16 protein-coding genes are annotated in these 13171 nt (G+C 63.4%); 9 read left to right on the top strand and 7 right to left on the bottom strand.

Annotated features, from left to right (window positions below; translation table 11 throughout):
* Nucleotides 1-127 (bottom strand): uL14 family ribosomal protein (locus tag ABT24_RS13910; RefSeq protein WP_286738081.1); only part of this gene is annotated, 127 nt, incomplete at its 3' end.
* A 531-nt stretch (nt 128-658) separates the two neighbouring features.
* Between ABT24_RS13910 and ABT24_RS13905 the strand changes: the two genes are divergently transcribed.
* The 7 genes from ABT24_RS13905 to ppk2 all read left to right on the top strand — a co-directional run bounded on the left by ABT24_RS13905 (nt 659) and on the right by ppk2 (nt 6594).
* Nucleotides 659-898, top strand: a complete 240-nt coding sequence (locus tag ABT24_RS13905; protein ID WP_141130606.1) for a hypothetical protein — start codon at nt 659-661, stop codon at nt 896-898.
* The gene (gene hemA / locus ABT24_RS13900) at nt 843-2150 is read left to right on the top strand and encodes a glutamyl-tRNA reductase (protein ID WP_013106908.1); all 1308 of its coding nucleotides are present in this window, start codon (nt 843-845) and stop codon (nt 2148-2150) included. Before ABT24_RS13905 ends, hemA begins: the two co-directional genes overlap by 56 nt.
* A 93-nt stretch (nt 2151-2243) precedes the next feature.
* A complete protein-coding gene (gene prfA / locus ABT24_RS13895; protein ID WP_276731244.1) occupies nt 2244-3320 on the top strand; it encodes a peptide chain release factor 1 in 1077 nt (358 codons plus the stop codon).
* 1 nt (nt 3321) lies between these two features.
* Nucleotides 3322-4242 carry a peptide chain release factor N(5)-glutamine methyltransferase gene (gene prmC, locus ABT24_RS13890; RefSeq protein WP_276731243.1) on the top strand — a complete coding sequence of 307 codons (921 nt, stop codon included), beginning with the start codon at nt 3322-3324 and terminating at the stop codon, nt 4240-4242.
* A gap of 35 nt (nt 4243-4277) precedes the next feature.
* Nucleotides 4278-4595 (top strand): Grx4 family monothiol glutaredoxin, encoded by a 318-nt coding sequence (grxD, locus tag ABT24_RS13885; protein WP_276708287.1) that lies wholly within the window; start codon nt 4278-4280, stop codon nt 4593-4595.
* Between the two features lie 56 nt (nt 4596-4651).
* Nucleotides 4652-5230, top strand: a complete 579-nt coding sequence (locus ABT24_RS13880) for a UbiX family flavin prenyltransferase (RefSeq protein WP_276731242.1) — start codon at nt 4652-4654, stop codon at nt 5228-5230.
* Between the two features lie 170 nt (nt 5231-5400).
* Nucleotides 5401-6594: a polyphosphate kinase 2 gene (gene ppk2 / locus ABT24_RS13875; protein WP_156053459.1), complete on the top strand. Its 1194-nt coding sequence runs from the start codon at nt 5401-5403 to the stop codon at nt 6592-6594.
* 23 nt (nt 6595-6617) lie between these two features.
* Here the strand turns inward: ppk2 and ABT24_RS13870 are convergent, their stop codons facing one another.
* From ABT24_RS13870 to ABT24_RS13855, 4 genes are all read right to left on the bottom strand, one after another.
* Nucleotides 6618-7064: an HIT family protein gene (locus tag ABT24_RS13870; protein WP_276731241.1), complete on the bottom strand. Its 447-nt coding sequence runs from the start codon at nt 7062-7064 to the stop codon at nt 6618-6620.
* Nucleotides 7065-7067: 3 nt separating this feature from the next.
* The gene (locus ABT24_RS13865) at nt 7068-7802 is read right to left on the bottom strand and encodes an anti-sigma factor (RefSeq protein ID WP_276731240.1); all 735 of its coding nucleotides are present in this window, start codon (nt 7800-7802) and stop codon (nt 7068-7070) included.
* Nucleotides 7799-8362, bottom strand: coding sequence for a sigma-70 family RNA polymerase sigma factor (locus tag ABT24_RS13860; protein ID WP_276731238.1), 564 nt, complete (start codon nt 8360-8362; stop codon nt 7799-7801). Before ABT24_RS13860 ends, ABT24_RS13865 begins: the two co-directional genes overlap by 4 nt.
* Before the next feature lie 128 nt (nt 8363-8490).
* Nucleotides 8491-9114, bottom strand: a complete 624-nt coding sequence (locus ABT24_RS13855; protein WP_276731237.1) for a ferritin-like domain-containing protein — start codon at nt 9112-9114, stop codon at nt 8491-8493.
* Nucleotides 9115-9355: 241 nt separating this feature from the next.
* Between ABT24_RS13855 and ABT24_RS13850 the strand changes: the two genes are divergently transcribed.
* Nucleotides 9356-11116 carry a tetrathionate reductase family octaheme c-type cytochrome gene (locus tag ABT24_RS13850; protein ID WP_276731235.1) on the top strand — a complete coding sequence of 587 codons (1761 nt, stop codon included), beginning with the start codon at nt 9356-9358 and terminating at the stop codon, nt 11114-11116.
* Between the two features lie 48 nt (nt 11117-11164).
* Complete coding sequence (locus ABT24_RS13845) at nt 11165-11854, top strand: cytochrome b/b6 domain-containing protein (RefSeq protein WP_276731232.1); 690 nt, start codon at nt 11165-11167, stop codon at nt 11852-11854.
* Here ABT24_RS13845 and pncA read toward each other — a convergent pair whose 3' ends face one another.
* Nucleotides 11855-12472, bottom strand: coding sequence for a bifunctional nicotinamidase/pyrazinamidase (gene pncA / locus ABT24_RS13840; RefSeq protein ID WP_276731229.1), 618 nt, complete (start codon nt 12470-12472; stop codon nt 11855-11857).
* A 2-nt stretch (nt 12473-12474) separates the two neighbouring features.
* The coding region (locus ABT24_RS13835; protein WP_286738076.1) for a (Fe-S)-binding protein at nt 12475-13171 on the bottom strand (697 nt) is incomplete at its 5' end.

Genomic DNA, 13171 nt, shown 5'->3' with positions numbered 1-13171 from the left:
TGCTGACCTTGATGATGTCGCCCACGCCGGCATAGCGGCGCTTGGAGCCGCCCAGCACCTTGATGCACATGACGGATTTGGCGCCCGTATTGTCGGCGACATCCAGTCTGGATTGCGTCTGAATCATGTAATTTCCTTCACCCAACTTAGTCGCAAAAATGCGCCAGTCTTGGCTCCCTGGTGCGGGAATTGATCTGTGTTGCTCAGTTTTGTTCAGCAGCCACCGTGCGCCAACTTGCAGCATCACGAACATCGGCTGGCTTCGCGCTTCTCTGCACCCCCTTTAAAGAGCTGCAAAACGGCGAAGCATTGAATTGTGCAAGGGCGCAAAGCCGTTGTCAACTCCTTTTTGCGACCTTCCGCCTTTGATGCTCAAGAGCGTTTGGTGACGCGGCCACCCCGGCAAGCGACAGCACTGATGAGAGAGGCCGCCAGCAGTACGGCAGAGTAATCCCAGATCGATCCTTCTCGAAGCAATCCGCCCCCCACGAGTACGAGATGCAACAGCAGCGCACCGATCGCCGCCCAACTCGCTCGGCGTCCCCAACTGGCGGCGCAGCCACCTCCCCAAGCCAGGTGCGCCAATCCCCCGGTCAAGGCGCCCACAAACAAGGGCATGAGGCTTGTCTGGATCAGCCACGATAAAAAGAGGGGGAGCATGAAAATTCTCGAAGAAATCGTGCGGGAAGAACGTCAGCAGTGCGCGAAACCTGCTGTTTGCACCGATGCACCAGGTCGTTTAATGGTGGACAATGTCATCTTTGAAGGCCTCAAGCGCATTCTTGGTTTGATCAAGATCAGTCGCTCAAAGTCGCGACAGTTCTTAAAATCACGATCTGATTATGTTGCTCGCTGCCATCGGACTCAACCACCAAACCGCACCCGTCGGGGTACGTGAGCGTCTGGCGTTTTCTGCCGATACCTTGGTAGACGCGCTTCAACGGCTGAAGGTGAACATGCTGAACGGGCGCCGAAATGGCCCCATCGAAGCGGCCATTCTATCGACCTGCAACCGCACTGAAATCTATTGCGCGGCCGAAAGCGACCCGCGTGATGCCCTATTGCACTGGCTGTCCACCGAGCGCCAGGTGCAGTTCGATGACCTGGCCGACCATAGTTATCGCCTGGTACAAGACGGTACCGTTCGACACGCCTTTCGTGTGGCCAGCGGTCTGGACTCCATGGTGCTGGGCGAGCCGCAGATTCTGGGGCAGATGAAGGAAGCGGTGCGGGTCGCCTCGGATTCGGGCGCTCTGGGCAGCACGCTGAACCAGATGTTTCAGCGAACTTTTTCTGTGGCCAAAGAGGTACGCACCAATACGGAAATCGGCGCTCATTCGGTCAGCATGGCCGCAGCCAGCGTGCATCTGGCACAAACTGTGTTCGAGAGCCTTCAGGAGTGTCGCGTGTTGTTCATCGGCGCGGGCGACATGATCGAACTTGTGGCCACGCATTTTTCCGCGCACCATCCCAAGAGCATGGTGATCGCCAATCGCACCGTGGAGCGCGGCGCCCATCTGGCACAGCGGTTCGGGGCGGAAGCCATTCGGCTGACCGACGTACCGCAGCGGCTGGGCGAATTTGATGTGGTCGTCACCAGCACCGCCAGTAGCCTGCCGATCATCGGTCTGGGCGCGGTTGAACGCAGCATCAAACAGCGGCGGCACAAACCCATGGTGATGGTCGATCTGGCCGTACCGCGCGACATTGAGCCCGAGGTCGCGCAACTGCGCGATGTCTATCTGTACTCGGTCGACGATCTGTCTGCCTTGGTACGCAGCAATACGGAGAAGCGCCAGGCCGCGATCGAACAGGCCGAGGCCATTATCGAAAACCGGGTGCATGGTTTTCTCGAATGGCTTGATCTGCGCTCGCAGGTGCCCCTCATTCAACGACTGCAGTCGCAAAGCGAACAGTGGCAGACGCACGAGGTCGAACGCGCCCGACGTCTGCTGGCTCGGGGCGAGTCGCCCGAGGCCGTGCTGGACGCACTTGCGCGGGGTCTGTCGCACAAATTCCTGCACGGCGCCTTCACCGCGCTGCACCAGGGCGATCCGTCTCATCGCCAAGTCGTGGCGCAGGCGGTCGAGCGGGTGTTTCTGTGCCCGCACCGACGCGATTCCGATTCCCCCTCTGACTCGCAGGTCTAGCGCGTCCTCCGCGCCCTCCAAATCCGGCGCTTCTTTTTATAGCGCCTTCGGTTTACCGCCCGCGCACCCAGGCGCGGCTGTTCCATATCCCCCATGAAACCTTCCCTGCTGGACAAACTGGAGCAGATGCAACGCCGGGCCGACGAGCTTGACGCCTTGCTTGCCGCACCCGATTGCACCGCGGATCTGCAGCGCTACCGCAACATGACGCGGGAACTGGCCGAGCTGCAACCCGTGGTCGGGCTGTATGTGCAATACAAGGCAAAAACAGAAGACCTGTCGCAGGCGGAATCGTTGCTGAGCGACCCAGACATGAAGGAGCTGGCACAACAGGAAATTCAGGATGCACGCGCTGCCCTCGACGCGCTTGAAGCCCAGCTTCAGGTCGCCTTGTTGCCGCGCGACCCGGACGATAGCCGCAACGTGTTCGTGGAAATCCGGGCCGGGACGGGGGGTGAAGAGTCCGCGCTGTTCGCCGCCGACTTGCTGCGCATGTATGCGCGCTATGCCGAGCGCAAGCGCTGGATGACCGAAGTGATCAGCGAGAGCCCGAGCGATCTCGGCGGATACAAGGAAGTGATTCTGCGCGTCGCGGGTGAAGGCGCCTACGGTCTGCTGAAATACGAATCGGGCGGCCACCGCGTGCAGCGCGTGCCCAAGACCGAGACGCAGGGACGCATTCATACCAGTGCGGCCACCGTGGCCGTGATGCCCGAGATGGATGAGGCTCAGGCGATCCAGATCAATCCTTCCGACTTGCGCATCGACACCTTTCGCGCCTCGGGTGCGGGCGGGCAGCACATCAACAAGACCGACTCGGCCATACGCATCACCCACCTGCCCACCGGGCTGGTCGTGGAGTGCCAGGACGAGCGCTCGCAGCACCGCAACAAGGCGCGCGCACTGTCGGTACTGGCCGCGCGTCTGGCCGAGCGAGAACGACAGGCCCGCCAGGCGGAGGAAGCGGCCACGCGCAAAAGCCTGGTGGGCAGTGGCGACCGCTCCGACCGCATCCGCACCTACAACTTTCCGCAGGGCCGGGTCAGCGAGCACCGCATCAACCTAACCCTCTACAAAATCGACGCCATCCTGGACGGCGACCTCGACGAACTGCTCACCGCCCTGCGCACCGAAGATCAGGCCGCGCAACTAGCGGCCCTGGGAGCATGAGATGACGGCGCCGCGCGATCTGGCCGCTTGGACGCGAACCTGCGGCCTGCCCCGGCTGGACGCACAGGCCCTCATCGAGGCCGTACTCGGCTGGAGCCGCGCCCAGCAAGCCGCCCATCCCGAACGCCTGCTTGAGACGGCCGAACTGACCCGGCTGCAGGCGCTGGCGACGCGCCTGCTCGGCGGCGAACCGCTGGCCTATGTGCTGGGAGAGCGCGAGTTTTTCGGCCTGAGCTTCGAAGTAACCCCCGATGTGCTCATTCCCCGCCCGGATACCGAATTGTTGGTGGAACTCGCCCTGCGCCATCTCGACGCCCTGCCCGCCACCCACGCGCCCACGGTGCTCGACATGGGCACCGGCAGCGGAGCGATTGCCATCGCCATCGCCCATGCACGCCCGCATGTGCAGGTCTGGGCCTTGGACGCCAGCGCTGCCGCGCTCGCGGTGGCGCAAAACAATGCGCAGCGGCTGCTCGATGCCCGGCGCGCAGGCGGCGAAGTGCACTTTCTCCAGTCCAACTGGTGGGATGCCTTGCACCCCCCGGCGACGACAGCGCGCTTCGATTGCATTGTTTCCAACCCGCCTTACATCGCTGCGCACGACCCGCATCTGCCCGCCTTGCGCCATGAACCCGCCCTCGCGCTGAACGGCCAGCATCCCAACCCGGACGGGCTGGGCGATCTGCGCCAGATCATTGCGCAGGCCGACCGGTTTCTGCGGGACGACGGCTGTCTGCTCCTGGAGCATGGCTACGATCAGGCGGCTGCCGTGCGCGATTTGCTAGAGGCTCACGGGTATCGCGAGGTGTTCAGCGCACGCGATCTGGCCGGTATCGAACGGGTGAGCGGCGGGATAGTCGCGGCTGGTTGCGGCGATTCTCGAAATAGGCTCCCGTCCGCAACAAAACCGGCCGCCCTCTAAAATTGCTTGATCGACATCAACCAGGAAATGCCGCCATGTCCAGTGTGCAAGAGCAAATTGATCAAATCGTCAAGAACAACGACGTAGTGCTGTTCATGAAAGGCTCGCCGCAATTCCCCATGTGCGGTTTTTCGGGGCGCGCGGTGCAGTTGCTCAAGTCGTGCGGCGTCAGCCAGATCAAGGCTGTGGACGTGCTGCAGGACGAAGGCATTCGCCAGGGCATCAAGGAATACGCCAACTGGCCCACCATCCCGCAGCTTTACGTCAAGGGCGAATTCGTCGGCGGCTCGGACATCATGGCCGAGATGGCGCAAAGCGGCGAGCTGCAAGCGCTGCTGGGCGGCCTGAAATAAGCGCGCATTCGTTTGACTCGCATTCGCTTGACGCCCCCCTTCAGCCCGCCGCTCCCATGACCCGGCCAAGACTCATCGTGGCGCTGACCGGGGCGACGGGCATCGTCTATGGCGTGCGACTGCTGCAACATCTGCAGCGGCTCGGCGGCGTTGAGACGCACCTGCTGATTTCCGCCGCCGGCGTGCTCAACCTCAAGGTGGAAATGGACCTCGACCGCAAGGCAGTCGAGGCGCTGGCGGATGTGGTGCATCCCGTCGGCGACATCGGCGCGACCATTGCCAGCGGCTCGTTTTCCTCCTTGGGTATGGTGGTGGCGCCCTGCTCCATGCGCTCTCTGGCAGCCATTGCCCACGGCTTTTGCGACAACCTCATCACCCGCGCGGCAGACGTGTGCCTGAAAGAGCGCCGCAAGCTGGTGCTGCTGCCGCGCGAGGCGCCGCTCAACCTCGCCCATCTGCGCAATATGACCGCCGTCACGGAAATGGGCGGCGTCATTTTCCCGCCCCTGCCCGCGTTCTATCTGCGGCCCGCCAGCATCGAAGCCATGGTCGACGCCAGCCTGGCGCGCGTGCTCGACCAGTTCGCCATCGCCCACGATCTCGGCCAGGAGTGGTCGGGGGTCAGGTCAAGCTGAACACAGCGCTCAAGGAAACGCAGGGCCGCCCCAAGTTTCCTTGACCCCCACGGGGGGCGGGCTGGGCGCAGCCCGGCCCTGGGGGCGCTTATAAGCGCTGCCGTTTGTCCAATGTCATTGTGAGCGGCCGCACCCAGGGTCTATAAAGGCAGTATCTACTTGGAGATGCCATGAATTCACCCACCGCCCCACGTAAAACAACAGCACGGCCTGCGCGCAAGCGGGTCAGCCCGGCAAAGTCGGCACAGCAGCGCCAGGCCGCGCACAACACCGCCCACAACAAGGTTGCGCAAGGCGACATTCCGCCGCATCTCACGCCTGCTGGCGTGCGCAAGTTCGTGATCGATCAGTCGCAAGAGGCGGCGCAGCAGGCTGAACTGGCGGCGCTCGACACCATCCTCAAAGGCCCGCCGCCTGCAGACCTCCACAACGAAGGCGTGCAAGCCATTCTGGAGGGTGACGCCCCCGACGATGCAGCGGCCATGCGGGCGGCGCTGGGCATGCCGGCGGGCGAGCCCGCCCCGCAACACACGAGCGATGAGCTGGCCGAAGACTGGCGCAAGGGCGGCTATCCCTACAAATTCAAGATGCTGCGGCGAGATTACGAGCGGCAGAAATTCGTGTTGCAAACCGAGCTGCTCAAGCTGCAGGCTTGGGTGAAGGAAAGCCGACAGCGTGTGATCATTCTGTTCGAGGGGCGCGACGCAGCGGGCAAGGGCGGCACCATCAAACGGGTGATGGAGCACCTCAACCCCCGTGGCGCGCGCGTGGTGGCGCTCGAAAAACCTAGCGAGGTCGAACGCGGCCAGTGGTATTTCCAGCGCTATGTGCAGCATCTGCCCACGGCCGGCGAGATCGTGCTGTTTGACCGCTCTTGGTACAACCGGGCTGGGGTCGAGCGCGTGATGGGGTTTTGCACCGACGCCGAGTACCACGAATTTCTGCGCCAAGCGCCGGAGTTCGAGCGCAATCTGGTGCGCAGCGGCATTCACCTCATCAAGTTCTGGTTCTCAGTCAGCCAGGACGAGCAGCGCCGCCGTTTCAAGGAGCGGCAGGTGCACCCGCTCAAGCAGTGGAAGCTGTCGCCCATCGACATGGCCTCGCTCGACAAGTGGGACGACTACACCCGCGCCAAAGAGGCCATGTTCTTCCACACCGACACGGCCGATTCCCCCTGGACGGTGGTGAAGTCGAACGACAAGAAGCGCGCGCGGCTCAACGCCATGCGCTACGTGCTGCATTCGCTGCCCTACACCGGCAAGGATGTGACGCGCATCGGCGAGGTGGACAACCTCATCGTCGGCCGCGCCAACTTCATTCACGAGCGCGGTGAGCACGATCTGAGCAAGGGCGAGTACGTCTGATCGCCCTGATCTGATTTTTCGACTTATGCCCCGCCGAAACGCTGTGCGAACGCGCGCTGCAAAACCGCATCCACCTCCGGCAGGCGCGCACCGAGGCTGACCAGCATGGCGTCGTCGGCTGGGCGCTGCGCGGCAGACCAGGCGGATTGCGGCCAGTAAGCGTCCCAGCGCCAGCGTGCGATGACGTGCCAGTGCAGATGCGGCACCACATTGCCCAGGCTGGCGAGGTTGATTTTGTCGGGCGCCAGCGTTTCGCGCAGCAACTGCTCGGCCAGCGTCACCGCGTCCAGGCAGGTCAGGCGCTGCAGCGCGCTCAATTCGCTGAACTCGGCCACATGCGCGTTCCACACCACCCGGTAAAACGCCGGAAGCAGGGCGTCGTCTGCCCGGATCAGGCGGAATTCCGCACCGCGCCAGATCAGCCGCCCGCCGTCGGTCTTACAGAGTGCGCAGGCCGTTTCGCTCGACATCGCTCACGCGCGCTGCGCCGCGCCCACCATGATCACCGGCCCGGTCGGCAGGCCTGTGGGAGAACCACCGGGCGGCTCCACGCTGACGGCAAACGCCTTGGCCTGCGACAGATGCGACTGCGCCGACTCGGGAATGGGGTAGCGGCTCTGCCCCGCCGCCACGACGCCCAAAGAAATGGGGGCGCCCTGCGTGGGCAACAGCCAGAGCTGGTAGCTCTTGCCGCTGGGTGGCGTCATGGCGCCAACGGCCGTCAAAGTCAGCTTGCCGTTCTGCACCGTCACAACGGCGGCCTGCCCGCCCGCGCCGTGCATCAACGCCGCCATCTGTACGGGCGCGGCCGTACCACGGCCGACCTCCGGGTTCTGCACCAGCACCACGACTGAAAAGGCCACCGCTGCCACGGCCACGCCGCCGAGCCACAGAGACAAGCGCCGCCAGGCTTCAACGCCCCAAGACGTCGACTTGCCAGCCCCCGCAGGCTGAGTCACGCGCGGGGAATCGAGGCGCGCGGTGATGCCCTGCCAGACCGAGTCGGACGGCTGACCGATTTGCGCTGCCGACAGCAAGCTGGCATCGAGCCGCGTGCGCCAGCCTTGCACCGCCTGGGCAAACTCAGGGCTCTGCTCCAGCAAACACTGGGCGCGGCGCTGCGCAGCCGGACTGAGCCCGCCTGTGAGCCAGTCGGCCGCCAGCCGGTCGAGCAGATCGCTGTTGCGGTAGCGTGCGGGCAGCGTCACCTTGCGCCCTCCCCCAGACAGTCACGCAAAAACAGCACCGCGCGCCGGATCAGCGTTTTCACCGTGCCCAGCGGCAGAGCGCGTTCGCGGGCGACTTCGGCGTGCGACTGTCCCATGACGTAGGCCGCCGCGAGCAGTTCGCGTTGGCGGGGTTGCAACTGTCCCAAACAATCCTCCATCGGTTGGCCCTGCAAGCGGGCTTCGAGCAGCGCTTCAGGCGTGCGGTCATCCGCGATTTCGGGCGGATCATCCGCCTCATCGCCCTGCAGTGAAACGACATACTGCGCCTCGCGCTTGTTGGCGCGCAGGCGATCGAGACAGGTGTTGCGCACCAGCGCGGAAATCCAGGCCTCCGGGCTGCCCAAAGCGGGCCGATAGCTTGCGGCTTGATGCCAGATCTTCACATACGCATCCTGCATGGCCTCTTCGGCAAACGACCGGTCGCGCAACAACCGCAGGCAGATCGCCCAGGCCCGGCTTTGCGTGGCCGCGTACAACTGGCTGAACGCGTCGCGGTCGGCTAGGGCGGTGTAGGCAAGCAGGGATTGCAGGTCGGGCATGAGCGCAGCGTGGAGGGCAGCCCGGCTTTCGCAGCGCCACCCGATGAAGGTGTGCCACAAAGCAGGCGGGTTTGCGGCGGATGTTACCGACATCGCGCCGCGCCCGCTGTTCGGGATGCCCCGGGCGATCAGGCGATGAACGCCGCAGGCACCGGGTCTTTGCCCAAGGCGTTGAGCAGAATGGCCCAGTGCATGGTCTCGTCGCCCATGATGCTGGCCGCGGCCTTGGCGAGATCTTTGTTGTGGAATTGTGGCACTGCGCCCAGATAGGCACTGGCCGCGCCCTTTTCCAGCCCGGCGGCGAACTCCAGCACGTCGGCCTGCGATTTGAGCGAAGCCGTGGGGAAGCCGTACTCATCGGGCTTCTTGGCCATGACCGGCGTGCCGCCCAGCTTGCTGATGGTGGACGACAGTACCTCGGCATGCGCCTTGTGCTGTCCCTGGAACTTCACGGCCACGGCGAGCACCGGCTTTTCCAGCAAGCCCGATTCAGCGCCAACCTGATAGGCAGCGATGGCCTGATATTCCAGCCCGAGTGCGACGTTGAGAATGGCGATGTCGTCGGTGGTCGACTTGGACATCGTCCCTGCCCAGCTCGTTGCTGGTGCCAGCGCGCTGGAAGCGGCCAGCCCCGCGGCGAACAGGCCGCCGACGCGGAAGAACTGACGGCGGCTGGCACCCTGCCCGCTGGAATCCTCGGGGGCGGCGGAAGGGGAAAGGGCGGTGTGGACTGCGGCTTGCGTGCGTTGCATGGTGAAACCTCCTGAAAGAGAAAAAACGAGAACAGCGCGGTCTGTGCGGCTGTTGCTTGAATTACGCGCCAGCGGGCAAAACGGATTCAAACCGCACGATTCATTTATCCCAGATCAAAAGATTGCAATTCCGGCATATCGGGCTGGGAAGTTTTTGCGTCTTGTCACTTTTGCAACTGTATGTATCTGCAACCATGCGCTCCTGATCGATCCGTTTCGCACACCGACTGGAGTGTTCGTCATGCCGTTTACCCACCGCTTCGCGCCTGCCGCCCGCTTCGGCTTCTGGCTTCGTCTGGCCGCTGTCTGCGCGGTCGCGACCAGCGCCCCGCCAGCCCTGGCCAACCCTGCTGCGTCTATCCCTCCGTCGGCGCCGCAGTCGGCGATAGCCGAGGTCGACATCCACTCGCCTTACCGCGTGGTGCCCAAAATGCCCACTGGCGCAAAAACCACGGCGGATCACAGCAAGTTCAAGGAATTGCAGGGTCCGTTCAAAAGCGGCTCCGAGGTCACCGCCGCCTGCCTGAGTTGCCACACCGAGGCGGCCAAGCAGATCAAGGGCACCATCCACTGGAAGTGGGAGGAGGTGGAGCAGGACTCCAAGCGCATCGTCGGCAAGAACAAGGTGATGAACAACTTCTGCGTGTCCACGCCGAGCAACCAGCAGTTCTGCACCGGCTGTCATGTCGGCTACGGCGATGCGAAAAGCGGTGAGTTCGTCGCCTTCAGCAAACGCCCCGATACCGATGTGGACTGCCTGGTCTGCCACGACCAGACCGGCAAATACGTCAAAGCGCCGTATCAGTCGGGCAACCCGCCCACGACCCGCATCGAAATGCCGCCTGGCTCGGGCAAGTTCATCGAACCGATCGATCTGGCCCTGATCGCGCAGCATGTGGGCGCGCCCTCGCGCGCCAACTGTGGCACCTGCCACTTCAACGGCGGCGGAGGAGACGGCGTGAAGCATGGCGACCTGGACAGCTCGCTGATTAATCCGCCCAAATCACTCGACGTGCACATGGCCAAGGACGGGCTGAACTTCCAGTGCCAGACCTGCCACGCCACCGGCGGACACGAGGTCAGCGGCAGCCACTACAAGCTCGACGCCAAGCACGAGGGCGGGCAGTATGTACGCGGCAGCCAACACAATATGGGCAGTGCGGCAAGCTGCCAGTCCTGCCACGGCGACACCCCGCACAAAGGCAATCTGGCGCAGGACCTGAACATGCACACCCGCAATATCGCCTGCCAGACCTGCCACATCCCCGAGTTCGCCCGCGGCGGCGTGCCCACCAAAATGGAATGGGATTATTCCAAGGCCGGCCAGCGCGGCCCGGACGGCAAGCCCCTGGTCATCAAGGACGAGCACGGCCACCCCACTTACCTCGGCATCAAAGGCCAGTTCAAACTAGGTGAAAACGTCGTGCCCGACTACACCTGGTTCAACGGCGCGGTGAAGTGGATGAACATCGGCGAGAACGTGACGCCTAACAAAGACGGGGTCGTCGCCATCAACCAGTACGGCGGCAGCGCTACCGATGGCAAATCACGCATCTGGCCGGTGAAGACCATGAAGGGCACCCAGCCCTACGACCCGGAGATGCACCGCCTGCTCGCCATCCACAACGCAGGCTTCGACGATGCGGCCTACTGGCACACCATGGACTGGCAGAAGTCCATCGCCGCCGGCATGAAGGAGGCGGGGCTGGAATGGTCGGGCAAGTACGAATTCGTCAAGACCACTACCACCTGGCCGATCACGCATATGGTCGCACCCAAGGACAAGGCGCTGAGCTGCGCGCAATGCCACAGCAACAACGGTCGGCTGGAAAAGATCGACGGCATCTACATCCCGGGTCGCGACAAAGACCATCAGAACTGGATCGAGACCATCGGCCTGGGCGTTGCCGGGCTGAGTCTGGCCGGGGTGATGGTGCATGGCGGCATCCGCAGTTTTCTGTGGCTGCGCCGCCGCAACAAACCCGGAAGCAAGAGCCACTGACCCGCAGCCCGCAGTGCAACCTCACACAGACACTTCGAGGAATTCGTCATGTCACACAAAAAACACGTCATCCTGTTCAAGCGGTTCGAGCGCTTCTGGCACTGGAGCCAGGCCGGGTTGATCATCCTGCTGATGTTGACCGGCTTTCGCATCCACGGCCTGTATGACCTCGGCGTGGAGTTCCTTACCGCGCTGCGCATTCACACCTTTGCGGCTTGGGCGCTAGTGACCCTGTGGGTGTTCGCCATCTTCTGGCACTTCACTACCGGGGAATGGAAGCAATACATCCCCACTTTCGACAAGATTTTTCTGGTCGCACGGCATTACGCCTATGGCATGTTCCGCGGCGAGGACCATCCCTATCACCAGACCGTCGCGCGCAAGCACAACCCGCTGCAACGCCTGGCCTATCTGTGGGTGAAGCTGATGATCAATCCCATCATCTGGATCAGCGGCATCTGGCTGCTGTTCTTCGCCGACTGGGGCGCCTGGCCCATCTGGAAGCAATGGGGCATCAGCCTGCAGACTGTGGCCTGGGCGCACACCATCGGCGCTTACATGATGCTGATTTTTTTCATCATCCACGTCTATCTCACCACCACGGGCCACACGCCGCTGGCGCACATCATGGCCATGATCCGCGGCTATGAAGACGAGCCGGTGCACCACCATCAGCGGGCCAAGGCCGCCCCCTCGGCTGCTCCCACGGCCACGCTCACGCCGGGCGAAAACGTCTGATCAGAACGCGATGGACATTGCGCGCCGCACCCCGGCGGCGCGCATCTGCGCCCAGGCCTGATCCAGCGAGCCGTTGAGATCGATGGCGCGGCAGGCGTCTTCCACCACGGTCACCTCAAAACCTGCAGCCCGGGCGTCCAGCGCGCTCCAGGCCACGCAGAAATCCGTGGCCAATCCGCACAACACCAGTTCGCGGACCTCCAGCTCGCGCAGATAGCCCGTCAGGCCGGTGGGCGTGCTGCGGTCGGCTTCCATGAAGGCCGAGTAACTGTCGATGCCCGCGCGCCAGCCTTTGCGAATGAGGACTTGAGCGTGTGCAATGTGCAGATCGGGGTGCAGGGCCGCATCGCATGTACCTTGAATGCAATGATCCGGCCACAGTACCTGCGGGCCGTAGGGCAAAGTGATGGTCTCGAAAGGCTGCCGCCCCGGATGCGCGCTGGCAAACGACGCATGGCCCGGCGGGTGCCAGTCCTGCGTCAACACCACCTGCGAAAACTTGGCCGCCAGCCGGTTGATCACCGGCACCACGGCTTCGCCATCCGGCACCGGCAGGCCGCCGCCGGTGCAAAAGCCGTTCTGCACGTCGATCACCAGCAGCACGGGAGCAGACTTCATGCTCACACCAGCACGCGCTCGATGCCGCCGTTGTTCGCAGCCTTGACGTAGTCGGCCATCCAGTCTTCGCCGATGAGGTGACGCGCCATTTCGATCACGATGTAGTCGGCTTCGAGCAAGCCATGCTGTAGATCGTTGCCATACCGCGTGAGCCCCTGCAGGCAGGACGGGCAGGAGGTCAGAATTTTGATGTCCCCGGCAAAACCATCGGCGCGCAGCGCCAGCTCGTTCTTGCGCAGCTCTTCTTCCTTGCGGAAACGCACCTGCGTGGCGATGTCGGGCCGTGAGATGCCAAACGTGCCGCTCTCGCCGCAGCAGCGCTCGCTCTTGAGCACGCCGTCGCCCAGCAGCGCCTTGACCGTTTTCATCGGCTCCTGCGTTTTCATCGGGCTGTGGCAGGGGTCGTGGTAGAGGTACTTCACCTCGCCCGCCGCGCCGCCTGGGTTGAGGCTATAACCCTTCTCCAGCAGATATTCGTGGATGTCGATGATGCGACAACCCGGAAAAATCTTCTCGAATTCATAGCCCTGCAACTGGTCGTAGCAGGTGCCGCAGCTCACCACCACGGTCTTGATGTCGAGGTAGTTGAGAGTATTGGCCACGCGGTGGAACAGCACCCGGTTGTCGGTGATGATCTTCTCCGCCTTGTCGAACTGGCCGGAACCGCGCTGCGGATAGCCGCAGCACAGATAGCCCGGC

It is taken from the genome of Thiomonas sp. SCN 64-16 (assembly GCF_001725585.1).
Lineage (GTDB): Bacteria > Pseudomonadota > Gammaproteobacteria > Burkholderiales > Burkholderiaceae_C > Thiomonas > Thiomonas arsenitoxydans.
This window is presented reverse-complemented; position numbering and strand designations above follow the sequence as displayed.

Excerpts from the sequence above, each read along its gene's own strand:
- ABT24_RS13905 (WP_141130606.1), top strand. The coding sequence starts at position 659 with ATGAAAATTCTCGAAGAAATCGTGCGGGAAGAACGTCAGCAGTGCGCG.
- hemA (WP_013106908.1), top strand. The coding sequence starts at position 843 with ATGTTGCTCGCTGCCATCGGACTCAACCACCAAACCGCACCCGTCGGG.
- prfA (WP_276731244.1), top strand. The coding sequence starts at position 2,244 with ATGAAACCTTCCCTGCTGGACAAACTGGAGCAGATGCAACGCCGGGCC.
- prmC (WP_276731243.1), top strand. The coding sequence starts at position 3,322 with ATGACGGCGCCGCGCGATCTGGCCGCTTGGACGCGAACCTGCGGCCTG.
- grxD (WP_276708287.1), top strand. The coding sequence starts at position 4,278 with ATGTCCAGTGTGCAAGAGCAAATTGATCAAATCGTCAAGAACAACGAC.
- ABT24_RS13880 (WP_276731242.1), top strand. The coding sequence starts at position 4,652 with ATGACCCGGCCAAGACTCATCGTGGCGCTGACCGGGGCGACGGGCATC.
- ppk2 (WP_156053459.1), top strand. The coding sequence starts at position 5,401 with ATGAATTCACCCACCGCCCCACGTAAAACAACAGCACGGCCTGCGCGC.
- ABT24_RS13870 (WP_276731241.1), bottom strand. The coding sequence starts at position 7,064 with ATGTCGAGCGAAACGGCCTGCGCACTCTGTAAGACCGACGGCGGGCGG.
- ABT24_RS13860 (WP_276731238.1), bottom strand. The coding sequence starts at position 8,362 with ATGCCCGACCTGCAATCCCTGCTTGCCTACACCGCCCTAGCCGACCGC.
- ABT24_RS13855 (WP_276731237.1), bottom strand. The coding sequence starts at position 9,114 with ATGCAACGCACGCAAGCCGCAGTCCACACCGCCCTTTCCCCTTCCGCC.
- ABT24_RS13850 (WP_276731235.1), top strand. The coding sequence starts at position 9,356 with ATGCCGTTTACCCACCGCTTCGCGCCTGCCGCCCGCTTCGGCTTCTGG.
- ABT24_RS13845 (WP_276731232.1), top strand. The coding sequence starts at position 11,165 with ATGTCACACAAAAAACACGTCATCCTGTTCAAGCGGTTCGAGCGCTTC.
- pncA (WP_276731229.1), bottom strand. The coding sequence starts at position 12,472 with ATGAAGTCTGCTCCCGTGCTGCTGGTGATCGACGTGCAGAACGGCTTT.